This is a genomic window from Mesorhizobium sp. WSM1497, assembly GCF_001672455.2.
Classification (GTDB): domain Bacteria; phylum Pseudomonadota; class Alphaproteobacteria; order Rhizobiales; family Rhizobiaceae; genus Mesorhizobium; species Mesorhizobium ciceri.
Map to the genome: position 1 here is coordinate 6,571,766 of NZ_CP021070.1, position 22,157 is coordinate 6,593,922.

21 protein-coding genes and 1 tRNA gene are annotated in these 22,157 nt (G+C 63.0%); 16 read left to right on the plus strand and 6 right to left on the minus strand.

Annotated features, from left to right (window positions below; translation table 11 throughout):
* Positions 1-108: 108 nt before the first annotated feature.
* Positions 109-3,594 (plus strand): PAS domain-containing hybrid sensor histidine kinase/response regulator, encoded by a 3,486-nt coding sequence (locus A9K65_RS31965; RefSeq protein WP_024503138.1) that lies wholly within the window; start codon positions 109-111, stop codon positions 3,592-3,594.
* Between the two features lie 4 nt (positions 3,595-3,598).
* Here A9K65_RS31965 and A9K65_RS31970 read toward each other — a convergent pair whose 3' ends face one another.
* Positions 3,599-4,258, minus strand: coding sequence for a response regulator transcription factor (locus tag A9K65_RS31970; RefSeq protein WP_064995689.1), 660 nt, complete (start codon positions 4,256-4,258; stop codon positions 3,599-3,601).
* A gap of 120 nt (positions 4,259-4,378) precedes the next feature.
* On the minus strand, positions 4,379-4,807 hold the full coding sequence (locus tag A9K65_RS31975) for a hypothetical protein (protein WP_013533615.1): 429 nt from the start codon (positions 4,805-4,807) through the stop codon (positions 4,379-4,381).
* A gap of 186 nt (positions 4,808-4,993) precedes the next feature.
* Between A9K65_RS31975 and A9K65_RS31980 the strand changes: the two genes are divergently transcribed.
* Together A9K65_RS31980 and A9K65_RS31985 are read left to right on the plus strand one after the other, a co-directional pair.
* On the plus strand, positions 4,994-5,344 hold the full coding sequence (locus tag A9K65_RS31980) for a DUF952 domain-containing protein (RefSeq protein ID WP_064995779.1): 351 nt from the start codon (positions 4,994-4,996) through the stop codon (positions 5,342-5,344).
* Positions 5,341-6,417 carry a quinone-dependent dihydroorotate dehydrogenase gene (locus A9K65_RS31985; protein WP_063170027.1) on the plus strand — a complete coding sequence of 359 codons (1,077 nt, stop codon included), beginning with the start codon at positions 5,341-5,343 and terminating at the stop codon, positions 6,415-6,417. The genes A9K65_RS31980 and A9K65_RS31985 overlap by 4 nt, the downstream gene beginning before the upstream one ends.
* Positions 6,418-6,683: 266 nt before the next feature.
* Here A9K65_RS31985 and A9K65_RS31990 read toward each other — a convergent pair whose 3' ends face one another.
* Positions 6,684-8,018: an MATE family efflux transporter gene (locus tag A9K65_RS31990; protein WP_064995780.1), complete on the minus strand. Its 1,335-nt coding sequence runs from the start codon at positions 8,016-8,018 to the stop codon at positions 6,684-6,686.
* A gap of 171 nt (positions 8,019-8,189) precedes the next feature.
* Between A9K65_RS31990 and A9K65_RS31995 the strand changes: the two genes are divergently transcribed.
* Complete coding sequence (locus A9K65_RS31995; protein ID WP_064995690.1) at positions 8,190-9,095, plus strand: histone deacetylase; 906 nt, start codon at positions 8,190-8,192, stop codon at positions 9,093-9,095.
* Positions 9,096-9,160: 65 nt separating this feature from the next.
* Here the strand turns inward: A9K65_RS31995 and A9K65_RS32000 are convergent, their stop codons facing one another.
* Positions 9,161-9,424: a DUF6460 domain-containing protein gene (locus tag A9K65_RS32000; protein ID WP_013533620.1), complete on the minus strand. Its 264-nt coding sequence runs from the start codon at positions 9,422-9,424 to the stop codon at positions 9,161-9,163.
* Between the two features lie 457 nt (positions 9,425-9,881).
* On the opposite strand from A9K65_RS32000, the gene A9K65_RS32005 reads away from it, so the two are divergent.
* The 11 genes from A9K65_RS32005 to A9K65_RS32050 all read left to right on the plus strand — a co-directional run bounded on the left by A9K65_RS32005 (position 9,882) and on the right by A9K65_RS32050 (position 19,407).
* On the plus strand, positions 9,882-10,493 hold the full coding sequence (locus A9K65_RS32005; RefSeq protein WP_084016308.1) for an outer membrane protein: 612 nt from the start codon (positions 9,882-9,884) through the stop codon (positions 10,491-10,493).
* A gap of 314 nt (positions 10,494-10,807) precedes the next feature.
* Positions 10,808-11,200 (plus strand): hypothetical protein, encoded by a 393-nt coding sequence (locus A9K65_RS32010; protein WP_063171210.1) that lies wholly within the window; start codon positions 10,808-10,810, stop codon positions 11,198-11,200.
* A gap of 40 nt (positions 11,201-11,240) precedes the next feature.
* Positions 11,241-11,915, plus strand: a complete 675-nt coding sequence (locus A9K65_RS32015) for a response regulator transcription factor (RefSeq protein ID WP_013533623.1) — start codon at positions 11,241-11,243, stop codon at positions 11,913-11,915.
* On the plus strand, positions 11,912-13,411 hold the full coding sequence (locus tag A9K65_RS32020) for a HAMP domain-containing sensor histidine kinase (protein ID WP_064995692.1): 1,500 nt from the start codon (positions 11,912-11,914) through the stop codon (positions 13,409-13,411). Before A9K65_RS32015 ends, A9K65_RS32020 begins: the two co-directional genes overlap by 4 nt.
* Before the next feature lie 80 nt (positions 13,412-13,491).
* Positions 13,492-14,481: a glycosyltransferase family 2 protein gene (locus tag A9K65_RS32025; RefSeq protein WP_198327678.1), complete on the plus strand. Its 990-nt coding sequence runs from the start codon at positions 13,492-13,494 to the stop codon at positions 14,479-14,481.
* The gene (locus A9K65_RS32030) at positions 14,474-15,175 is read left to right on the plus strand and encodes a class I SAM-dependent methyltransferase (protein WP_063170022.1); all 702 of its coding nucleotides are present in this window, start codon (positions 14,474-14,476) and stop codon (positions 15,173-15,175) included. The genes A9K65_RS32025 and A9K65_RS32030 overlap by 8 nt, the downstream gene beginning before the upstream one ends.
* A gap of 10 nt (positions 15,176-15,185) precedes the next feature.
* Positions 15,186-15,620, plus strand: coding sequence for a GtrA family protein (locus A9K65_RS32035; protein WP_245458386.1), 435 nt, complete (start codon positions 15,186-15,188; stop codon positions 15,618-15,620).
* 40 nt (positions 15,621-15,660) lie between these two features.
* On the plus strand, positions 15,661-17,142 hold the full coding sequence (locus tag A9K65_RS32040; protein WP_064995694.1) for a hypothetical protein: 1,482 nt from the start codon (positions 15,661-15,663) through the stop codon (positions 17,140-17,142).
* A gap of 195 nt (positions 17,143-17,337) precedes the next feature.
* Entirely contained in the window at positions 17,338-17,643 is a 306-nt protein-coding gene (locus A9K65_RS36285; protein ID WP_245321950.1) for an acyltransferase, read from the plus strand.
* A gap of 1 nt (position 17,644) precedes the next feature.
* Entirely contained in the window at positions 17,645-19,252 is a 1,608-nt protein-coding gene (locus tag A9K65_RS32045; protein ID WP_245321952.1) for an acyltransferase family protein, read from the plus strand.
* Positions 19,253-19,333: 81 nt separating this feature from the next.
* Positions 19,334-19,407: transfer RNA gene (locus A9K65_RS32050), tRNA-Gly, on the plus strand.
* Between the two features lie 2 nt (positions 19,408-19,409).
* Here A9K65_RS32050 and A9K65_RS32055 read toward each other — a convergent pair.
* Both A9K65_RS32055 and A9K65_RS32060 read right to left on the minus strand, forming a co-directional pair.
* A complete protein-coding gene (locus A9K65_RS32055; RefSeq protein WP_024503153.1) occupies positions 19,410-19,646 on the minus strand; it encodes a hypothetical protein in 237 nt (78 codons plus the stop codon).
* Positions 19,647-19,776: 130 nt separating this feature from the next.
* Positions 19,777-20,766, minus strand: a complete 990-nt coding sequence (locus A9K65_RS32060) for a LysR family transcriptional regulator (protein ID WP_027161714.1) — start codon at positions 20,764-20,766, stop codon at positions 19,777-19,779.
* A gap of 311 nt (positions 20,767-21,077) precedes the next feature.
* On the opposite strand from A9K65_RS32060, the gene chvE reads away from it, so the two are divergent.
* Entirely contained in the window at positions 21,078-22,148 is a 1,071-nt protein-coding gene (gene chvE, locus A9K65_RS32065) for a multiple monosaccharide ABC transporter substrate-binding protein (RefSeq protein ID WP_027161715.1), read from the plus strand.
* Positions 22,149-22,157: the final 9 nt, after the last annotated feature.

Here is a 22,157-nt window from a genome sequence, read left to right on the forward strand (position 1 = left end):
GCCGCCCTGATAGCCGTCCTGCACAGCTCTGCAATGGACTCGGACGCCAAGCTGTGGTTGCGTCCGGGCAAGCCGGATAGAAAGACGGCAGAGGAGGAAAGTCCAAGCGTGCAGGGCTTGTTCATCGTCATCATCGCGGTCGCCTATGTGACGCTGCTGTTTGCCATCGCCAGCCTCGGCGACCGCCGCTCGGCCATCTCCGAGCCGAGCCGGGGGCGGCCTTTCATCTATGCGCTCAGCCTCGCGATCTACTGCACATCCTGGACTTTCTTCGGCTCGGTCGGTCTCTCTTCCGAACGCGGCCTCGAATTCCTCGGCATCTATACGGGCCCGGTGCTCGTCTTCGTCTTCGGCTTCCCGCTGCTCAACCGTATCGTGCGGCTGGCCAAGACCGAGAAGATCACCTCGATCGCGGATTTCCTCGGCGCACGCTACGGCAAGAGTTTCACCGTCGCGGCGATCGCCACGCTGATCGCCACCATCGGCGCGGTGCCCTATATCGCGCTGCAGTTGAAGGCGATATCCGGTTCGGTCAGCCTGATGGTCGAGCACTATACGGGATCGCCGCCTTCGTTCGATCCCTTCGTCAGCGACATCTCGCTGGTCGTCGCCATGCTGTTGGCGCTGTTCGCGGTGCTGTTTGGAACCCGTCACGCCGACGCCACCGAACACCAGGACGGGCTGGTGCTGGCGGTGGCGGTCGAAACCGTCGTCAAGCTCGCCGCCTTCCTGGCGATCGGCCTGATGGTCACCTTCCTGATCTTCGGCGGCCCGGGCGACATGTTCGACAAGCTCGCCGAGAACGCGCAGGTCCGGCAGGCGATGAGCTACAACACCTCGCTCGCCACCTGGCTGGTGCTGACGTGCCTCAGCGGCTTTGCCATCATCATGCTGCCGCGGCAGTTCTACGTCACCATCGTCGAAAACCGCGGCGAGGCCGAACTGCGCACCGCGACATGGGTGTTCCCGCTCTACCTCGTGGCGATCAACCTGTTCGTGCTGCCGATCGCCTTCGCCGGCCTGTCGCTGGTCGGCACCGGAACCAGCAGCGATCTCTATGTGCTGTCGCTGCCCCTGTTCAGCGGCCATGATGTGCTGGCGATGGCGGCTTTCATCGGCGGCCTGTCGGCGGCGACGGCGATGGTGATCGTCGAAAGCGTGGCGCTGTCGATCATGATCTCCAACGATCTCGTCATTCCGCTGTTCGTGCGCCGCCTGCTCAAGACCTCGACCTCCGAGACCGAGGATTGGTCGACGCTGATCCTCAATGTGCGGCGCGGGGCGATCTTCATCCTGTTGTTCATCGCCTTCCTCTACTACCGCGAGAGCACCAACAGCGCGCGCCTGTCGTCGATCGGCTTGATGTCGTTCGCGGCCATCGCCCAGTTCGCCCCCGCCCTGATCGGCGGGCTGATCTGGCGCGGCGCCAACGGCCGGGGTGCGGCACTCGGCATGGTCGCCGGCATCCTCGTCTGGGGCTACACACTGCTCCTGCCGTCGCTTGCCGCGGCCGATACCGGAATCATCGTGCACGGGCTGTTCGGCTTCGAGGCGCTGCGGCCGCAGGCCCTGTTCGGCACCGTCGCCGAACCGCTGAACCACGGCGTGTTGTGGAGCCTGTCGATCAATGCGGTGTTTTTCGTGCTTGGCTCGCTGTCGCGCGCGTCGGTGCCGCTGGAACGCATCCAGGCGTCGATCTTCGTGCCGCGCGATGCCGGCCCGATGCCCAGCCTGCGCCGTTTCCGCACCGCCATCACCGTCAACGACCTGAAGGACACGATCGGGCGCTATCTCGGCGTCGAGCGCACCGAGCGCTCTTTCCAGTCGTTCGAAAAGACCAACGGAACCTCGCTGCACGGCAACGAACAGGCGAGCATGGACGTCATCCGCTTTTCCGAGCAGCTGCTGGCCAGCGCCGTCGGCTCCTCCTCGGCACGGCTGATCCTGTCGCTGCTGTTTCGGCGCCACGACCGCGAATCCCGAGATGCCTTCCGCTTGCTCGACGACGCCACCGAGGCGCTGCAGCACAACCGCGACCTCTTGCAGATCGCCCTCGACCAGATGGAACAGGGCATCACCGTCTTCGATCGCGATTTCCGCCTGATCTGCTGGAACCGCCAGTACCGGGCGCTGTTCGACCTGCCCGACGAGATGGGCCAGGTCGGCGTCTCGCTCGACCGCATCCTGCGCCATCTCGCCGAGCGCGGCGACATTCCCGCCGATCAGCGTGTGGCCATGCTCAACCGGCTGACCAGCTTCGTCAGCCCGTGGCAGATGGAGCTGAAAACCTCGGGCCGCATCCTGGAACTGCGTTCCAACCCGATGCCGGACGGCGGCATCGTCGCCACCTATGCCGACATTTCCGGGCGCGTCGAGCAGGACCTGGCACTGAAGCGTGCCAATGAATCGCTGGAGCAGCGCGTCAAGACGCGCACCATCGAGCTGACCCGGGTCAATGAGGAACTGGCGCAGGCACAGATGCTGGCCGAGGAGGCCAATCTCGGCAAGACGCGCTTCCTCGCCGCCGCCGGCCACGACATCCTGCAGCCGCTGAACGCCGCCCGGCTCTATTGCTCCTCGCTGATCGAGAAGGCCGGCAAGGGGCCTGCCGGCAAGGCGGCCGTGAACATCGAATCCTCGCTGGAATCCGTCGAGACCATTCTCGGCGCCGTGCTCGACATCTCCCGCCTCGATGCCGGCGCGATGAAGCCGGATGACACCGCCTTCAACCTCGACGGATTGCTGCGCCAGATCGGCAACGACTTCCGGCCGCTGGCCGCCGAAAAGAAGCTCGAGCTGACCATCATGCCGTCATCGTTGACGGTGACGACGGACCGCAATTTGCTGCGCCGCCTGATCCAGAATCTCGTCTCCAACGCCATCAAATACACGCGCCACGGCCGAGTCCTGGTTGGCGTCAGGCGGCGCGGCGAATTGGCCGAGATCCAGGTGATCGACACCGGCATCGGCATCGCCGGCGACAAGCTGAACACCGTCTTTCGCGAGTTCACCCGGCTCGACGAGGGCGCGCGCGAGGCCGAGGGCCTCGGTCTCGGCCTCTCCATCGTCGACCGCATCGCCCGGGTGTTGCGCCTGGAGATCCGCATCTTTTCCAGTCCGGGCAAGGGCACGCGATTCTCCGTTATCCTGCCCGTCGCGGCCGTGCAGGCACGACGCGAGATCGAAGCCAGGGCTCCCGCCCGCGCGACGGCCTCGCTGGCCGGTCTGCACGTGCTGTGCATCGACAACGACGCCCGCATCCTCGAAGGCATGCGGCTCCTGCTCGAAGGCTGGGGTTGCAACGTCGACACCGCGTCCGGTTCAAAGGATCTGGAGACCGCGAAGATACACCGCCCGGACATCGTCCTTGCCGACTACCATCTCGACGGCGAAACCGGCCTCGAACTCGTCGTCAGGCTGCGTGCGATCCATGGCGACACCCTGCCGGCCGTGCTGGTCACCGCCGACCGCTCCAACGAGGTGCGCACGGCCGCCGGCGGGCTCGAGATTGCGGTGATCAACAAACCGCTCAAACCAGCGGTACTGCGCTCGATGATGGCCAGGGTCAGGCCGCTGGCGCCGGCGGCGGAATAGCGGTCTAACCCGCCGGCTGCAGCGGGTCGCTGCCGATTTTGGACAGCAGGATCACCGCCTGGGTGCGGCTGTCGACGCCGAGCTTCTGCAGGATGGCGGAGACATGCGCCTTGATGGTGGCCTCGGAGACGCCGAGTTCATAGGCGATCTGCTTGTTGAGCAGGCCCTCGGCCAGCATGCCGAGCACCCGGGTCTGCTGCGGCGTCAACGCCTGCAGCCGCTTGATCAGGTCGGATATTTCAGGGTCGCGCTCGGTGCCGAGATCGACGCCGACGGGTGCTGCAATATCGCCGGCAAGCACCGATTGCACGGCGCTGCGGATTTCTTCCATGCTGGCCGATTTGGAGATGAAGCCGGAAGCGCCGAGGTCGAGCGCCCGCCTGATGGTCGCCGGATCGTCATGCGCCGACACCACGACCAGCGGCACCGCCGGATGGATGCCACGCAGCGAGATCAGGCCGGACAGGCCGCTGGCGCCCGGCATCGACAGGTCGAGCAGCACCAGGTCGACGTCCTCGTTGGCAACGACCAGCGCCTTGGCGCTCTCGAAATCGCCGGCTTCATGGATGGCGGCGACATTGCCGATGCCGGCGAGCGCTTCGCGCAGCGCACCGCGAAACAGCGGGTGATCGTCGGCGATGACGAAAGAATAGCCTGCCGGCAAATGTCCCTCCCCGAATCCCCGATGATTTTTGGCTTTTCGGGTTCAACTGGACGATTATGAGCGGCTGCGCGCTGTTTTCAAGCGGCAAAGCCAGTGCGCCGCCTCCCGTGGTTGAAACGCTCAGGTCTTCTGCGAATTTGGCTGGGCGCCGTTGTCCTTGTCCATATCCCTGACGATGCCCATGAAGCCGCGCAGGAAGCGCTCCATGTAGCCCATCGTCTTGTTGAAATCCTCTTCGCTCGGCAGTTTCGATTCGAGGCGGGCGGAGAGCGAATTCTCGAGCTTGGTGACGCGCTCGTCCATCGCCTTCATCGAGGTCTGCAAGCGGTCGACCTCGTCCTGGAAAGCGGCGCGTTCGTCGGCCGCCATCTTGCAGACGAGCTGGCCGGAGCGTTCGTCGCAGATCGACATGGCGCCGGTCTGGGTGTCCATGCGGATATAGCCGGTGGCCGACTTTTCCAGCCGGTAGCGGTCGGTTTCTTCCGAATAAGCTGAAGCCGCGACCAGCGAAACGAGCGCGGCGGGGATCAAGATGTGCTGCAGACGCATGTTGTCCTCCATGGCAAAGGCCTCAGATATCGCATGTTTGCGCCGGAAATGGGGAAGACCCTTGGCGTGGCCTTTCCCGAATGGCTGGTTCGGAATCTTTTGAAGCAATTCCCAAGGGAAAGCGCTATGCGCTTTTCCCGGGAAAACCGTTTCACACTTTTCCTGGAACTGCTCTATAGCGCAACCATGTCTCAGATTATCTACAAGATAACCCCGCAGGCGCTTTGGCGCGAGGCCGAAACGCATGGCCGCTTCACCGGCGCGCCGATTGATGTCGCAGACGGCTTCATCCACTTCTCCACGGCGGCGCAGGTCAAGGAAACGGCGGCAAAGCACTTTTCCGGCCAGACCGACCTTCTGCTGGTCGCCATCGACGGCGCCAGCCTGGGTGCTGCGCTGAGATACGAGGTCTCGCGCGGTGGTGCGCTGTTTCCGCATCTTTATGGTCCGCTCGGCCTCAAGGCTGTGCTGTGGGTCCAGCCACTGCCGCTTGGCTCCGATGGTGTGCACCAGTTCCCGGCACTGGAGGGGCAATGAGCGTGCTCGACCGGCTCGGCCAGAAGCTGCTGTTCGCCTTCGATCCGGAAACCGCGCATGGCCTGTCGATCGCGGCCTTGCGATGCGGCGTTCCGGTTGGTGCACCAGCGATCCGCGACCACAGGCTGACGGTCAGCATCTGCGGCCTCGATTTCCCCAATCCGCTCGGCATGGCGGCCGGCTATGACAAGAACGCCGAAGTGCCCGACGCGCTGCTTGGCCTGGGCTTCGGCTTTGCCGAGGTCGGCACGATCACGCCGCTGGCGCAGGCCGGCAATCCGAAGCCGCGCATTTTCCGGCTGACGGCCGACGATGCGGTGATCAACCGATTGGGCTTCAACAATGAAGGCCATGCAGCGGCCGAAAAGCGCCTTGCCGCGCGCAAGGGGCGTGGCGGCATCGTCGGCGTCAACATCGGCGCCAACAAGGACAGCAGCGACCGCATCGGCGACTATGAGCGCGGCGTCGCCCGGTTTGCGCAATACGCCAGCTATCTGACCGTCAACATCTCCTCGCCCAACACGCCGGGCCTGCGCAACATGCAGGCGCGTGAGCAGCTTGGCGAGCTCTTGTCGCGGGTCATGGCCGCGCGCGCCGCGGCAAGCGCCCAGCCGCCGGTGTTCCTGAAGATCGCGCCGGATCTGGTCGAGGCAGAGCTGGAGGACATCGCCGCCGAAGTCACGGAAAAGCGGGTGGACGGCGTCATCGTCTCCAACACCACCATCTCCCGACCGCCACTGCGCAGCGGCGACACCGCACGCGAGAGCGGGGGGCTCTCCGGCAAGCCGCTGTTCGAGCGTTCGACCATCGTGCTGGCGAAGATGCGGAAACTGCTCGGGCCGGAGCTTGCCATCGTCGGCGTCGGCGGCGTCGATTCCGCCGATACGGCGCTGGACAAGATCCGTGCGGGTGCCGATCTGGTGCAGCTCTACACCGGCATGATCTATGCCGGGCCTTCGCTGCCAGGCCGTATTCTTTCCGGAATGGCCCGTTTCGTCGAAAAAGAACGGCTGAAGTCGATTTGCGAGTTGCGCGACAGCCGCCTCGACTTCTGGGCGTCCAGGCAACTCTGAACTGCTCTCAGGAGCGCAGGTCGCGGCTGACGGCCCGCTCGCAGATGGTGCAACGAACTCGGGTCGACGGGCTCCTTCGGAGGTTTCGCCGAGCGTTGGCCAACGGCGCATCAAAAAAAAACCCGCCAGCGCGGCGGGTCATTGGCGCAAATCAGCACCATGGGCAAAAATCTACCATAGCTGAGGTCACCGAGTCAAGAAAAAATTCCTATCGCGAAGCTGCGCTCAGTGTCCTGGACGGCGCAGGGCCTTCCGGGGGACACCGTCTAAAACGCCGTCCGCACCTTGAGCCGCAGGATCGTCAGCAGGCTGAAGCCTCGCACCAGCAGGAAGACGTGCAGCGCCGCCCACAGTCCATTGTTGCCGAAGGCGGGCGCAAGGGTCAGCAGCGCGGCCGCGAAAACCAGGAACGACAGCAGCATCATGTTGCGCATGTCGCGGGACCAGGTCGCACCGATGAAGACGCCATCCATCTGGAACGCCAGCACACCGCTCAGCGCCGTGAATGCCGCCCATGGCAGGTAGATGTCGGCCACCGAACGGACTTCCTCCGATGTCGTCACGAGAGCGACCAGATTGGCGCCACCAGACAGCATTACCAGCGTCGCGGCTCCCGCCAGCCCGAAACCCCAGAACAGCGTCAGCCGCACGGCCTGGCGGAACGGTGCGGCGGCACGTGCGCCGACGGCACGGCCCGCCAGCTGTTCGGCGGCGGTGGCAAAGCCATCGAGGAAATAGCCGGCGACGAGGAAGAAATTCATCAGCACGGCGTTGGCGGCCAGCGTCACCGTGCCGAACTGCGCGCCCTGGCGGGTGAACAATGCAAAGGCGGCGAGCAGCGAGAACGAACGGATCATGATGTCGCGGTTGAGCGACAGCATGCGCAGGAAGGCGGTCATGTCGAGCAGGCGATGGCGCGGCAAGGACGGGGCCGCGCGAAACCGGCGGATCACGATGGCCAGGCCGAGCAGCATGGCCAGGAACTCACCGGTGACGGTCGCCCAGGCAACGCCGGCGACGCCCCAGCCAAGTTCCAGCCCAAGCAGGAAGCACAGCGCGATGTTGATGCCGTTCAGCACCAATTGCAGCACCAGTCCAAGCCCGCCCTCGCCGCGCCCCAGCACGTAGCCGAGGATGGCGTAGTTGATCAGCGAAAAAGGGGCTGCAAGCAGCCTGATCCTGATGTAGACGCCCATCGCCTCGCTGACGCGCGGTTCGGCGCCCATGAATTTTTGCCCGGCGATGGCGACCAGCGGCGCAAGGGCAGCGAGCACGATGCCGGCGATAACCGCGATCAGCACGGCTCGCCAGAACACCGCCTGTTCCTCCAGGGCATCGCCACGCCCAAATGCCTGTGCGACAAGGCCGGTGGTGCCCGAGCGCAGGAAATTGAAAGAGGTGAAGACGACGTCGAAGATCAGTGCGCCGGCAGCCAGGCCGCCGAGCAAGGCGGCATCGCCGAACTGGCCGACGACAGCCGTGTCGACCAGGCCGAGCATCGGCGTCGTCAGATAGGCTAGCGTCATCGGCACCGCGATGGCGAGCACGGAGCGGTTGGTGACGACAAATGATCCGGAGTGAATCGGCGATCCCGAGAGGATCGGGGATCCGGCGTCGGCTGGGGTTGCACCTTTGTCCAAGGATTGCTGCCTTGCTGCTTGCGGCTTGATGGAACCGTCGATGTGCCCCATTTTCCGGCCACCGCGCAATCACCTATCCCTTGACGGCCAACCGAAATCCCGGTCTGGCGTGAGCCAGCCGGATACGAGTTCATGCCTCTGCAGATCGTCCATCATCCCGACTACGACGCCGGCTTCGCCGTCAACCATCGCTTTCCGATGAGCAAATATCCCCTGCTGATGGAGGCGCTGCGGACACGCGGCCTCGCCGGCCCCGAGGCGCTCAGCACCGCCGAACCGGCGCCGGCTTCATGGCTGGAGCTTGCCCATGCGGCGGACTATGTCGACCAGGTCGTCAACTGCCGCGTGCCCGAAAAGATCGAACGCGAGATCGGTTTTCCAATCGGCCCCCGCGTCTCGCTGCGCGCGCAGCTTGCCACCGGCGGCACGGTGCTGGCGGCGCGGCTGGCCTTGCGCCACGGTATCGCCTGCAACACTGCCGGCGGCAGCCACCATGCGCGGCGCGCGCAAGGCGCGGGCTTCTGCACCTTCAACGATGTCGCCGTCGCCGCATTGGTGCTGCTGGCCGAAGGCGCGGCACGAAACATCCTGGTCGTCGATCTCGACGTGCACCAGGGCGACGGCACGGCGGATATTCTCGCCGATGACCCGCGCGTGTTCACCTTTTCCATGCATGGCGACCGCAACTACCCCGTGCGCAAGATCGCCTCCGACCTCGATGTCGCGCTGCCCGATGGCACGGGTGACGCTGCCTATCTCGAGAGGCTCGCCGCCATCCTGCCGGAGCTGTCCGCACAGGCGCATTGGGACATCGTGTTCTACAATGCCGGCGTCGACGTCCATGCAGATGACCGGCTTGGCAGGCTGTCGCTGTCGGATGACGGCCTGCGCGCCCGTGACGACATGGTCATCAGCCATTTTCGCGCGCAGGGCGTTCCGGTCTGCGGCGTCATCGGCGGTGGCTATTCCACCGATGTGCCCGCTCTTGCCGCGCGCCACGCCATCCTGTTCGAGGTCGCCGCGGGCCACGCCCGATAGTACGATCTTGTCCAAAAACCGGTGCCAAGGTTCGCTGACGCGGACCTGCGGTTCGGGATCATGCTCTACTTCCGGTAATTGGCGAGCCTGAGCAGGATGAAGGCCGGCACGACGATAGCCGCGCCCAGCAGGATATAGCCGAGGAAACGGTCGATGGCATGAAAGCCGAGATTCCACAGGTCCATGAAGAACTTCCGGATGCCGTAGAGCACATCCATCGGCGACCAGCCGAAGGCATTCATGACCAGGCCGACGAGGAAAGACACCACCAGCAGTTTCAGGATCACCTTGAGCGGCGAGTCGCCAAGAAAGCGCGTCAGTGCGGACAAGGCTCGTCTCCCGATTGAGGCACCCAGGCTCGAGGGCGTCGGCCAGACATACGCACTTGGCTTGTCCGCTTCAAGCCGGGAGTTTTGCGGGATGCCAACGGCCTGCACCGCGCGATTGCATGGCAGGCTTGTGCTGCCAAACGGACTAAACCCGCGCCAGACTGTTAAATTTGCGTAAACAACATCGCTTTAATTTATTGAAAACAAAGCGAAAAACCTTCATTTTTCGATTTCCCGCAATGTGCGTGCAATTTTCGCCTGCGAGACGGTCGGCGTCTTTCAGGCGATTGGCCGCGCGGGCGATCTGACCCCCTACCACAACTGGCGAAAGCCAGTCCCAGGACCGCGCAACCATCCCTGAAAGATACCAAATCGGAGCCCGACCGCCTCAACGGTCGAGTTCTTCGGGAAACCTGCGCATCGATTGCCGGATGCGCGCGTGTGTTGGAGTAATGCAGTGTTCTCTCAAGCAAAGATCATCCTGACGGCAAGTGCCCTTGCCATGTACCTCCTGGGGCCGGCGATGGCCGCCGACCTTTCGTCCGCCTACACCCCCGCGTTCCAGTGGAGCGGCGCCTATGTCGGCGTGCATGGCGGCACGGCGTTCACCGGGATGCCGAACCCGTTTGCCGGCAGGAATGGTCTCAGCGGCGGCGTTCAGGCCGGCTACAACCAGCAGATGGGTCCAGCGGTTCTCGGTGCCGAGATCGAGGGCTCCTATCTGGGCGGCGCCGAGCACGACGTCCGGGGCGGCAAGATCAAGGAAAAATGGCGCGGTGCCGCCAAGGCCAAGGCCGGCTTGAGCTTCGACCAGACGCTGCTGTTTGGAACCGGCGGCGTCGCCATGACCAAATTCGACAAGGGCGACAAGGTGAACGATATCGACGGATGGAAACTCGGCTATCTGGTCGGCGGCGGCATCGAGCAGGGTTTTGCCGGCGGCCTCTCGGCCAAGGTCGAATATGACTATGTGCGCACCCCAGGCGTCGAAACGACGTCCGCCCTGGGCAAATCCAAGGCGACGATCGGCAGCCATGAACTGAAGGCCGGCATCAACTACCGGTTCTAAGCAGGCCATGGGTTCCGTCGAACCTGTTTTGTATTTTGCTTGAACGACCTTGCGCGGCGCCCGGATGCAACGGGGCCGCGCAATTGCTTTGCCTCCATCCGCACCGTCATCGACGCGTGTCGGCAGACCAAATTTGTGTGCCAGGTCATGCGTAATGCCGATGCAATCTTCACGTCCTAAAGCGCGTCGCATCGAAACGGATCATGCGGCCCGCTTCAGGTTTTGTTTTGTGCATGTCGTTGTCCCAAAACCGGGACCACTTTTGGGCGACATGCATTCGGTGCCGCGGATGACCTTGATGACGGGAATCGGATATGTCCAAACGCAGCGCAAACCATCTGGTGTGGATCTCCAAGGCGTTCTTCGTCGCCATCGTGCTGGCGCTGACGGGATGCGCCTCCGACATCATGAAGAACTACATCGGGCAACCGGTCGAATCGGTCATTCTGGACTACGGGCCGCCGACCGCCGTCGTTGATGTCGGCCGGGGCGAGCGGGCCTATCAATGGCGGAAAATATCCACCAATGCGGTTTCCGGAAGCTCCAGCGGCGAAGTTCGCCACACAAAACACGGAACCGTCTACGAAGAAACCGAAACGCCTGGCTATATCGAGCGCCAGGAATGCTTCTATACGTTCTATGCCCGCGCCTCGGGCGGCCGATGGTTCATCACCAATTTTCGTCAACCGAAGCTGGAATGCGAATGAATTGCCACAGCGTGCCGGCTGCCTGTGACGGAGAGTGCGCATGCGCATCCTGCTGATCGAGGACGAGCCGGAAATGGCCTCGGTGCTGAAGACCGCGCTCGAGCGCCAGGACATCATCGTCGACCATGCCGCGACACTGGCGGATGCCGAAGCGGTGGCGCGGCTCGGCCACCATGACGCGGTGGTGCTGGACCGCCGGCTGCCGGATGGCGATGGCCTCAGCCTGATCCCGCGCCTGCGGGCCTTGCATCTGGACGTGCCGGTGATCGCGTTGACGGCGCTCAGCGGGCTCGACGATCGCGTGGCGGGGCTCGACGCCGGCGCCGACGACTACATGGTCAAACCGTTCGCCACGGTGGAACTGGTCGCCAGGCTCAATGCCTTGCACCGGCGTTCGTTCACCACGCGTGCCAATCAGGTGATGGTCGGCCGCCTCACCTATGACTTCCGCCATCGCGAGGCGCTTGTCGAGGACCAGGCGCTGGAACTGCCGCGGCGCGAGCGGCTGGTGCTCGAAACGCTCATCCGCAGGCCGGGGCGGACGATCATGCGCGGGGCGCTGGAAGAAGCCGTCTATGCTCTCGACGACGAGATCGGCTCCAATGCATTGGATGCGCACATTTCGCGGCTGCGTCGCAAGCTCGACGACGTCGCTGCCGGCATCGAGATCAGGGCGATCCGCAACCTCGGTTATCTCTTGCGGGCCGCCTCGTGAAGAAGCCGCGCACGCGATCGCTGCAATGGGTGCTGGTGCGGCGGATGATCCTGTTGCAGGCTGCGACGCTTCTTGTCTTCATCGTGCTGTGCGCGGCCGCGCTGTGGATCGCCGATCCACGGCTTCTTGTCGACAACGAGGCTGCCGTCGCCGCCCTCAAGGATGCCGTCGATCGTGACGGCAACGGCAAATTGATCGTCCATGAGACCGATGGGTTGCGTTCGTTTCGTGAGGGTTTCCCAAATGTCTGGTACATCATCCGCGACAACAACGGCCAGAGCATCCGCTTCGGCAGCATACCCGACGTCTACACCAGGAATTTTGGCGATCTGCTGGGCCAGGCCGATCACGCCACCATCGGATTTTCCGAAGATGATTTGAGGCCGGAGGCCTACCTCGAAAAAGTTTCGACCAAGGCTGGCACGGTTCAGATCATTGCCGCGACGCGATCGTCGCGGGAAGAGACCGACGGCCTCGAAGTCACCATTTCGGCCACCATCGACGTCGCCAAGAACCCGGACGGCAGCAGGAACTGGGAGAAGGCGCTTCCCGCTCTCGCGGCCATCATCGTTATCCTGCTGCTGCCGATCGTCCTCGTCATGGGAGCCACGACCCTGGTGACGACGCCAGCCGTCGTGCGCCGGTCGTTTGCCGGCCTCGTCGACACCGTCCAGCAGGCCGCGCGCATCGACATCGGCACCCGTGCGATGCAACTGCCGGTCAAGAATGTGCCGCAGGAGATCGCGCCGCTGGTGCATGCCTTCAACCAGACGCTGGCGCGCCTCGCCCAGGGCTATGACCGGCACAACCGCTTCCTCACCGACGCGGCGCATGAACTGCGCACGCCGATCGCCATCCTGCGCACGCGCGCCGAATTGCTGAAGCAGGAACCGCAAAGCGCGCGCCTGCTGCATGACATCGAGCGCCTGTCGCATCTTGCGCAACAGCTGCTCGACCACCAGCTGCTCGACCGCCCGGCGGACCAGCGCCAGATCATCGACCTCTGCGATCTTGTCGGCCGGGTCGCCGCCGACTTCGCCCCGCTCGCCATCGAAGCAGGCTACGATCTTGCCTTCGAGCCGCCAGCCAACAAGGTCCATGTCGAGATCAACGTGCTGCAGATCGAGCGGGCGCTGGCAAATCTCGTGCGCAATGCCATCGATCATGGCGGCGGTTCCGGCACGATCACCATAGCGATCGATGAAAACGGCGGCGTCGAAATCCGTGACGAAGGCCCAGGCATTCCAGCCGATGAGCACGAGAACGTTTTCGAGCCCTTCTACCGACTGCGGCCGCAATCGCGCGGCGCGGGCCTGGGATTGAACCTTGCCCGGCAGATCGCACTGCTGCACGATGGCTCCATCCGGATATTGGCCGGCTCCTGGCAAGGCGCCCGCATCCGCATGGAGTTGCCGGTTCGGGCGGTGGCCGCGTGCGGCAGAAATGATGGCCGGCCCACGGTTGCGGCCGATCCCGCTGGCTTATCTGTTTTCTAACCAATTGCCGCTATTCCCAATCGGATAGCGGGAGCAAGGCTTTGGTGGAGACGGAGAGAAACACCGCGCGACGCGGCGTCATGCTGTCGGTGGTCATCCCATGCTACAATGAGCTTGATGGCGTGGCCGAACTGCATCGGCGGGTAACGGCCGCATGCCTTGGGCAAGGCCCTTCCTACGAGATCGTCCTTGTCGTCGATGGCGCGACCGACGGTACGCGCGAGGCCATTCTGCAGCTGGCTGAAAAGGACGACCATATCGTCGCCATCGACCTTGCCCGCAATTACGGCCACCAGATCGCGTTGAGCGCCGGGCTCGAATTCTGTCGCGGCCAGCGCATTCTCATTCTCGATGCCGACCTGCAGGATCCGCCTGAACTGCTCGGCGCGATGATGACGAAGATGAACGAAGGCTTCGATGTGGTCTACGGCCAGAGGCTGACGCGCGATGGCGAAAGCTGGTTCAAGCTCGCCTCCGCATCCATGTTCTATCGCTTGCTGCGCCGGATGGTCGACGTCGACATAGCCCCGAATACCGGTGATTTCCGACTGATGAACCGGCGCGCGCTCGACCATCTGAACGCGATGCCAGAACGTTACAGGTTCATTCGCGGCATGGTGAGCTGGATCGGGCTGAGACAGGTGGCTTTCCCCTATGAGCGGCACCGCCGCTTTGCCGGCACCACCCACTATCCGCTGAAGAAAATGCTTCTTCTGGCGGTCGACGCCATGACCAGCTTCTCCATCGTGCCCTTGCGGTTCGCCTCGCTGCTCGGAATGATGTTCGGGCTTCTGGGGCTGGTCGTGCTCGGCTACACGCTGCTCGAATGGTCGGTCGGAAACGTGTTGCCCGGCTGGACCAGCCTCGCCGCGATCGTGCTGATCCTCGGCAGCGTCCAGCTTATGGTGCTTGGAATCTTCGGCGAGTATCTCGGGCGCATGTACATGGAGACAAAGCGGCGGCCGCTCTACTTCGTCAACGAGATCGTTTCGCGCAGCCAGGCGGTGAAGGACGGCGAATTGCCGGTCCATCGCCTGCAGGAGATGGCAAAGAGGGCCGCACGTGCTTGAGGCGGAATTCGACCAGTTTGCGCGGGAATATCAGGAGCAGCATGCCGCAAGCATAAGGCTGAGCGGCGAAAACCCGGATTTCTTCGCCAGGTACAAGATCGACGACGTCGCCGCGACGCTGCGGCGGGCCGGTGTCAAACCGCGACGAATACTGGATTTCGGCGCCGGCGTCGGCAATTCGCTCGGCCATATGCGCAACGCGTTTCCCGACGCGGAGATCACCTTGCTCGATCCTTCGCGGGAATCGCTCGACATCGCCAGCAAGCGCTTTCCCGGCCAGGCCGCCTTCACGCATTTCGACGGCAAGACAATTCCCTTTGCCGACGGCAGCTTCGACCTGGCCTTCGCGGCCTGCGTCTTCCACCATATCCCCGAGAACCTGCAGATCGGACTGTTCGCCGAGATCGGCAGGGTGCTGGCCTATGGCGGCAGCTTCTTCGTCTTCGAACACAATCCTTGGAACCCGCTGACCACGCACGCGGTGAGGAACTGTGCCTTCGACGAAAACGCGGTTTTGATAAATTCGCGCGAGATGCGCGGGCGCATGGCCGAGGCGGGCCTTGCCAATACGAGGATCGTCTACCGGATTTTCTTTCCTCGGATGCTTGCGAGACTGAGGCCGTTCGAGCGCTTCCTCACCAAGGTACCTGTCGGAGCCCAATATTTTGCGCATGTGGTCAAGCCTGCCGTTTGACTTCCCGAGGATGCTGCGATTTGGCGCCGTCGGTCTGTTGAACACGGCGCTGGGATACGCGGTCATTCTGGCCGGGCTTGCGCTGGGTCTGGGCGACATCCTTGCCAACGCCACGGGCTATGCCGCCGGCCTTGTCCTCGGCTTCTTCCTCAACCGCCAATGGACCTTCAGCAGAGCCGATGGCTTCAAGCCCGGGACCGCGCTGCGCTATGGGGGTGTCTTTCTGGTCGCCTACAGCATCAATCTGGCCGTCGTAATCGCCGCCCGTTCAGCAGGCATCGTCGAAAACCCGCTGGTCCACCTCGCGGGAATCTGCGTCTATTCGGTTGTTTTCTATCTTGGCTCGGCTCGCTTCGTGTTTGTGGGGCGTGGGGACGACAGCACCGACCGCACAGTTCGGGTGGCCGACAAGCCTCGGCGGCAGCCCGCCAATCCAACACCTTGAACACCCAACTGTCACCGGAACCGATTAGAGGCGGCGCAGCATGAACGACGCTCAGGCCAGTGCGGCGGCCGCGACATACAACGAGCGGAGCAGGCTGATCTTCTGCCTGCTCGCGGCCTTGGCGATGGCGGGTGCGTTGGGTGCCCAGGCAGGCGCCACCCTGCAGGATCCCGACAGCTGGTGGCAAGTGAAGGTCGGTCTGGATTTCCTGACTAACCGGACATTTCCGGCCGTCGATCCCTATTCCTACACGTTTGCAGGCCAGCCCTGGATTGCCAAGGAATGGCTGGGGCAGGTCCTGCTGGCTCTTGCCTACCGGGCGGGCGGCTGGAACGGGGTCGTCACCGCGATCATCGCCTCGATCTCCCTGACGGTTTTCCTGATGGGGTGGTTTCTCAGCGCATGGCTGAAACCGATCCTGGCGATTACACTGGCGTTCGCGGCGGTGTTCCTGATCAACCCGATCTTCACGGCGCGTCCGCATGTCTTCACCTTCCCGATCATCGTCATCTGGACAGCGGTCCTCTTCGGTGCGGCAAGGGAAGAACGGGCGCCGCCCTGGTGGCTGCTTGTGCTGGTCGTATTATGGGCGAACCTGCACGCCACCTTCACCTTGAGCTTCGTCATCGCGGCTTTCGCCGGTCTCGATCTGCTGGCGCGCACGGGCCTGTCGAAACCGTCCCTGCTGGCGAAGTGGATCGCGTTCGGCCTGCTTTGCCCGCTGGTGAGCCTGATCCACCCCTACGGCGTCCAGGCCATCCTCGCGACGCTCGCCGTGGCCTACGGCAATGAGGCGGTGTCGCTGATCATGGAATGGAAACCGTTCAGTCAGCCGGACAGTCCTGTCCAGGAAGCGGCGATGCTGCTCGGACTTTTCGGGCTTCTGGTGTCCCGGTTGCGAATTGGCTGGGCCAAGGCGTTGTTCGTCGTCTTCACCTTGCATGTCTATCTCGCCCATGTGCGCTTCATGTATCTGTTCTTCCTGCTGATTCCGCTGGTGATGGCGGCCGAGGTCGCACAGCAATATCCCTCGCTTTCAGCCACCGCATGGCTGGCCGAAAAGCGCGACGGGCTGGAGAGATTCTTCGCCAGGCGGTTCTACGCCATCTGCGGCACGGCAGCCGTTCTGCTGATCGGCGGGGTCGCCGTGCTCGGCAGCGCCTATCAGGTCGCGCCGAGCCCGAAGACATCGGCCAGCGGGGCGCTGGCCTTCGCGCAAAGCCATCATCTGTCCGGCAATGTGTTGAATTCCTACAATTTCGGCGGCACGCTGATTTTCCATGGGTTCAAGACCTATATCGACGGACGGACGGACCAGCTGTTCCTGGGCGGCTTCACAAAGAGCGACAACGACACCGGACGCGGAGACGGCAAGCCGCTCCTCGAAGCCCGCCTGAAGAAATACGCAATAGATTGGGCGCTGCTGTCGGCCGACGACAGCCGGATTCCCTTCTTCGACCAGTTGGGCTGGAAACGGGCCTACTCGGACGATTACGCGGTAATCTATCTGCCCAGCGCCTGATCCTGTGCGTTCCTGGCGGATTTCGCGACAGCCAATATATGCCTTGACACCCATGTTGCAGCGCAGCAAATTGCTGCCTGAGGGTAAGCCTGTGAGACCGACGAGCCGGGATTTTCAGCACGACCGAAGGCATCGCCGCATGAGCGTGTCGGGTGCGGCCGCACGGATCATGGTGGTCGCGCGCGAGCCGGCCGGATGAACTACCGGCGCGACATCGACGGCCTGCGGGCCGTTGCGGTGCTGCCCGTCGTGCTCTTCCATTTCGGCGTGTCCGCCATTCCTGGCGGCTTCACCGGTGTCGACATCTTCTTCGTCATATCGGGCTATCTGATCAGCGGCAGCCTGCTCGATGATCTTGAGCGGGGCCAGTTCTCGATCGGCCGCTTCTACTGGCGCCGCGCCCGGCGCATCCTGCCGGCGCTGACCTTCGTCATCCTGCTCGCGCAGCATTGCCGCCTGGTTCATCCTTCTGCCTTCGGATCTCCACGAATTCAGCCTTAGCGTGATCGCCGCCGCGACCTTCTGGTCGAATATCTATTTCTGGAGAACGACGAACTATTTCTCCATCGACGCAGAACTGCGGCCGCTCCTGCACACATGGTCGCTTTCGGTGGAAGAGCAGTATTATATCTACGCGCCGATCCTGCTTTATCTGATCCACCGATACGTCTCGAAGCGCTGGCTGACGGTACTTCTGCCGATGGCCGTCGGCAGCTTTGCCCTGGCAGTCATAGCAACCTCGCTGGCACCGACGGCAGGCTTCTATCTCTTGCCGACGCGCATATGGGAGCTGGCGCTGGGCGCCATGCTGATGTTGCGGAAGCCTCCGGTCCCAGCCGGTCGGCTGGCGGTGGAACTGATCGGCCTCGCCGGCTTTGCCCTGATTGCGTTTGGCTTTGTGATGATTTCGGACAGCGATCCGTTTCCCGGCTACAATGCCCTATTCCCCTGCATCGGAACAGCACTGCTGATCTATGCTGGCCAGGATAACGCCGACAGGCCGGCACCTGTCGCCACTCGCGTGCTTCGGTTGGCGCCGCTGGTCTGGGTCGGCCTCATTTCCTATTCGCTTTACCTCGTCCACTGGCCAATCAACTCGTTCGTCCATTATCTCTCGCTGAAGACCGTCGGTGTGCCAACGATTGTCGCGATGACGGTGGCCAGTTTCGCCCTGGCGGCATTCTCCTGGAAATATATCGAGCAGCCCTTCCGCCAGAAACGAGCCTATACCGCACCGCTGCCTATCTTCGCTTTTTCGGCGACGGCCATCGCGCTGCTGTGCGCCGGTGGTTTGGCCGGTGCACTGGGCAACGGTTTCCCGCAACGGTTCCCGGACTTCTCGACCGAACGTATCCGGGTCGGCGACTGGCGCAACGGCATCTGCTTCAACGAAAACGGGACCCGCATCGAAGACTGGAATCTCGCCGACTGCACCCGTACAACGGGCTTTGCCACCGATGTGCTGCTGTGGGGCGATTCTTTCGCTGCCCATTATGTATCGGGACTTGAGCCCAACGCCCAGAAAATCCAGGCCAATGTCATCCAATACACCTATGCCGGCTGTCCGCCCGACCTGACCTATTTTTCCTATGCTCGGCCCGCCTGCACCCGCTTCAACGAACGGGCCTTGTCGATCATTCGCGACGCAAACATCCAGGCGGTGATCCTGAGCGGCCGATGGACCGACTACCAGGCCAGGGGCTTCGACGGCCTGCAGAAGACGATCGACCGGCTTCGCGAGATGGGGGTCAAGGTCTATACCGTCGGCCAGTCTCCGGAATTCATCGCCGACGTCCAGAAGATCGCTTTCTTGGTGAAGCGGGAGCATGCCGCAACCACATCCTGGCCTATGGCTATGGATCCGGGCATCAACGCACGGGTTCTGCCGTTCACCAAAGGGGCTGATTTCATAGATCCGCTGACGTATCTGTGCGACTCGGCCGGTTGTTCATACGCCGACGCCAAGACCAATGAATTTCTCTACTTCGACTATGGCCACTTCTCTTCCGCCGGCGCGACGCTGGCCATCTCGAAACACTGGCCAAGTTTCGCCACCAGCGATAAGATCGCGAAGGCAAACCGGCAATTCACGGCCGCAGGCGCGCCGTGATCCGCAGCACGACGGCGTCGTGCCGAAACGGACCGCTTTGCGATTGCCCGAAGGCCAACCCTCATGCTAACGAGGGCGCACGCGGGTATGATGTAATGGTAGCTTGTCAGCTTCCCAAGCTGAACGCGCGGGTTCGATTCCCGCTACCCGCTCCAGTCTAAGGCGTCAGAACCATTTCAGCGCCTGCCTGTTCGTCGAACACAACCGAGCAGCCTCTCGCCAGCGCCACCGTTGCGAGGGCGTTTGCCGCCGCGTCATCCGATGAAACGAAATCGCCGGTCAACACCCGCAATTCTTCCACGCCTTCAGCCATGGACACGAAATTGCCGACCGATCGATCGTGCTTGCAGGCCTCGATCACGCAAAGCAGGTCGATGATTTCGAAGCTGCGCATGTTCAGCCTCCAGAAGAGATCGTCCCTTGCAAGATCATGAACGCATCGGCGGGAAATAATGTTCCCAGTGCGCTTTCGCTGGCCTCGGCCTGGCGGCGCTTTCGCCGGAGAAGCTTACCTGATCCAGCCATCATCCCACTTCCCTCAGAATGAAGTCGTGCAGCATCTTGGCGGCCGGCGACAGCGCGCGATTCCTTACCGTGATCAGGCTGTAGGGCCTGACCTCGATGTCGAATTCGGTCTGGACGACGTCGATGGCGCCGGCCAGCCCGTCAGGGTTCTGGATGAATTTCGCCACCTGGACAGAGACCGGTGCGATGGCATCGGATTGCGCGACCATGACCAGGGTCAGGAGCAGCGAACTGGTGTTCAGGATACGGTCCGGCAAAGCGATGTTGCGGTTGAGGAAGTTGCTCTCCATCGCCTGGCGCAAGGGCGAGCCGCCAGACTGAAAGACCCAGTCATAGGCGGCGGTGTCTTCCAGCCGCACCACGCTGCCCCTGGTGAGCGGGTGGCCACGGCGCACGATCAGGCAGGCTTTCTCGACGCCGATGACGCGCGACTCGAACAGCCGCGGATTGAGGTCGTCCGGGATGCGCGCGATGATGAAGTCATGGCGCGTGGCGATCAGCTCGCGTGCCAGCACATTGGAGGTCTCGACCTGCATGGTGATCTCGATGCGCGGATAGATGCGGCGGATTTCACGAATTGCCGGCACCGCCAGCTCGATTGCCGGCGCGGTCACGGCACCCAGGAAAACCGAACCACCCTTGCCCGCCTTGAGCTCGGAAATCTCGCGGTCGACCTCGCGCATCTCCAGCAGGATCGAGCGCGCGCGCCTGGCCAAAGCCTTGCCGTATGGCGTCAAGGTGATGCCGCGCGGCAGCCTCTCGCACAGCTTGACCTCCAGCACCGCCTCCATCTCCGCGATCATGCGCGAGGCCGCCGGCTGCGAAATGTTCAGAACCTGGGCTGCCGCGCTGACCCGGCCATGGTCGTCGAGCGCGACGATCATGCGCATGTGACGCAGACTGAGACCGCTGCGCAGCAGGGTTTCGCCATCGCCCGGTGCTTCTCTGTAACCATCTGAAGCTGTTGTCGGATTCGCTGGCCGCGCCATCGCTTTCCCTGCCTTCTGCTCGTGTACGACCGACATCGGGGTCAGCCCGTCACGTCGCAATACATATACCAACCATGATATAGCAACCATCAAAGATCGCATTTGACAGTTATGGCAAAGACCCACACCCTCCGCGCGTTCCAAGACGTGACGGTCGCCGACGAGAAAAATCGTATCGATTGAATCAGCGTCTCGGGGCCATGGGAGGATACCGGAGATCGATATGACGGCAGCGGTGCCTTGGCGCTTCTGCACGATTGCGCGGCCCGCGACCCCCGGGGTGCCGCGTCCATCAAACAGGGAGAGTTAAAGTGAAAATCATCAAGACACTGGCCGCCGTCGCGGCCCTTGGCATCGCTGCCATGACCTACTCGGCGCACGCAGCCGACAAGGGTCTCGTCGGCGTGCTGATGCCGACCAAGACCTCGCAGCGCTGGATCAATGACGGCGATGCCGTCAAGTCCCAGCTCGAGGCTCTCGGCTACACCGTCGACCTGCAATACGCGCAGGACGACATCCCCAACCAGCTCAGCCAGCTGGAAAACGAAATCACCAAAGGCCCGAAGGCGCTGATCATCGCTTCGATCGACGGCACCACCCTGTCGGATGCTCTGCAGAAGGCCGCTGACGCGGGCGTCGTCGTCGTCGCCTATGACCGCCTGATCAAGAAGACCGCCAATGTCGACTACTACACCACCTTCGACAATTTCGGCGTCGGCGTGATCCAGGCGAATTCGCTGGTCAAGGGCCTCAAGGAACGCTTCCCGAACACCAAGCCGTGGAACGTCGAACTGTTCGGCGGCTCGCCCGACGACAACAACGCCTTCTTCTTCTACAATGGCGCCATCTCCGTCCTGCAGCCGCTGATCGACGACGGCTCGATCAAGATCAAGTCCGGCCAGACCGGCATGGACAAGGTCGGCACGCTGCGTTGGCTCGCCGCCACCGCCCAGGCACGCATGGACAATCTGCTGTCGGCCAACTATTCGGATGGCAGCCGCGTCGATGGCGTTCTTTCGCCCTATGACGGCCTGTCGCGCGGCATCACCGCCTCGCTGCGCGCCGTCGGCTACGGCACCGAGGCTCAGCCTTGGCCAATCGTGACCGGTCAGGACGCCGAGACCGCTTCGGTCAAGCTGATCATCTCGGGCGAGCAGTACTCGACCGTGTTCAAGGACACCCGCGAACTGGCCAAGGCCACCGTCGAGCTCGTCGACAAGGTGCTCTCGGGCGGCAAGCCGGACGGACTCGATGAAAAGACCTACAACAACGACGTCAAGGTCGTTCCCTCGATCCTGTTGACGCCTCATGAAGTCGACAAGTCGAACTACCAGGCGCTGGTCGTCGACTCCGGCTACATCAAGGCCGACGAACTGAAGTAATCCCGGTTA

Excerpts from the sequence above, each read along its gene's own strand:
- A9K65_RS31975 (WP_013533615.1), bottom strand. The coding sequence starts at position 4,807 with ATGCGTCTGCAGCACATCTTGATCCCCGCCGCGCTCGTTTCGCTGGTC.
- A9K65_RS31980 (WP_064995779.1), top strand. The coding sequence starts at position 4,994 with ATGTCTCAGATTATCTACAAGATAACCCCGCAGGCGCTTTGGCGCGAG.
- A9K65_RS31985 (WP_063170027.1), top strand. The coding sequence starts at position 5,341 with ATGAGCGTGCTCGACCGGCTCGGCCAGAAGCTGCTGTTCGCCTTCGAT.
- A9K65_RS31995 (WP_064995690.1), top strand. The coding sequence starts at position 8,190 with ATGCCTCTGCAGATCGTCCATCATCCCGACTACGACGCCGGCTTCGCC.
- A9K65_RS32010 (WP_063171210.1), top strand. The coding sequence starts at position 10,808 with ATGTCCAAACGCAGCGCAAACCATCTGGTGTGGATCTCCAAGGCGTTC.
- A9K65_RS32015 (WP_013533623.1), top strand. The coding sequence starts at position 11,241 with ATGCGCATCCTGCTGATCGAGGACGAGCCGGAAATGGCCTCGGTGCTG.
- A9K65_RS32025 (WP_198327678.1), top strand. The coding sequence starts at position 13,492 with ATGCTGTCGGTGGTCATCCCATGCTACAATGAGCTTGATGGCGTGGCC.
- A9K65_RS32035 (WP_245458386.1), top strand. The coding sequence starts at position 15,186 with ATGCTGCGATTTGGCGCCGTCGGTCTGTTGAACACGGCGCTGGGATAC.
- A9K65_RS32040 (WP_064995694.1), top strand. The coding sequence starts at position 15,661 with ATGAACGACGCTCAGGCCAGTGCGGCGGCCGCGACATACAACGAGCGG.
- A9K65_RS36285 (WP_245321950.1), top strand. The coding sequence starts at position 17,338 with ATGAACTACCGGCGCGACATCGACGGCCTGCGGGCCGTTGCGGTGCTG.
- A9K65_RS32055 (WP_024503153.1), bottom strand. The coding sequence starts at position 19,646 with ATGCGCAGCTTCGAAATCATCGACCTGCTTTGCGTGATCGAGGCCTGC.
- A9K65_RS32060 (WP_027161714.1), bottom strand. The coding sequence starts at position 20,766 with ATGGCGCGGCCAGCGAATCCGACAACAGCTTCAGATGGTTACAGAGAA.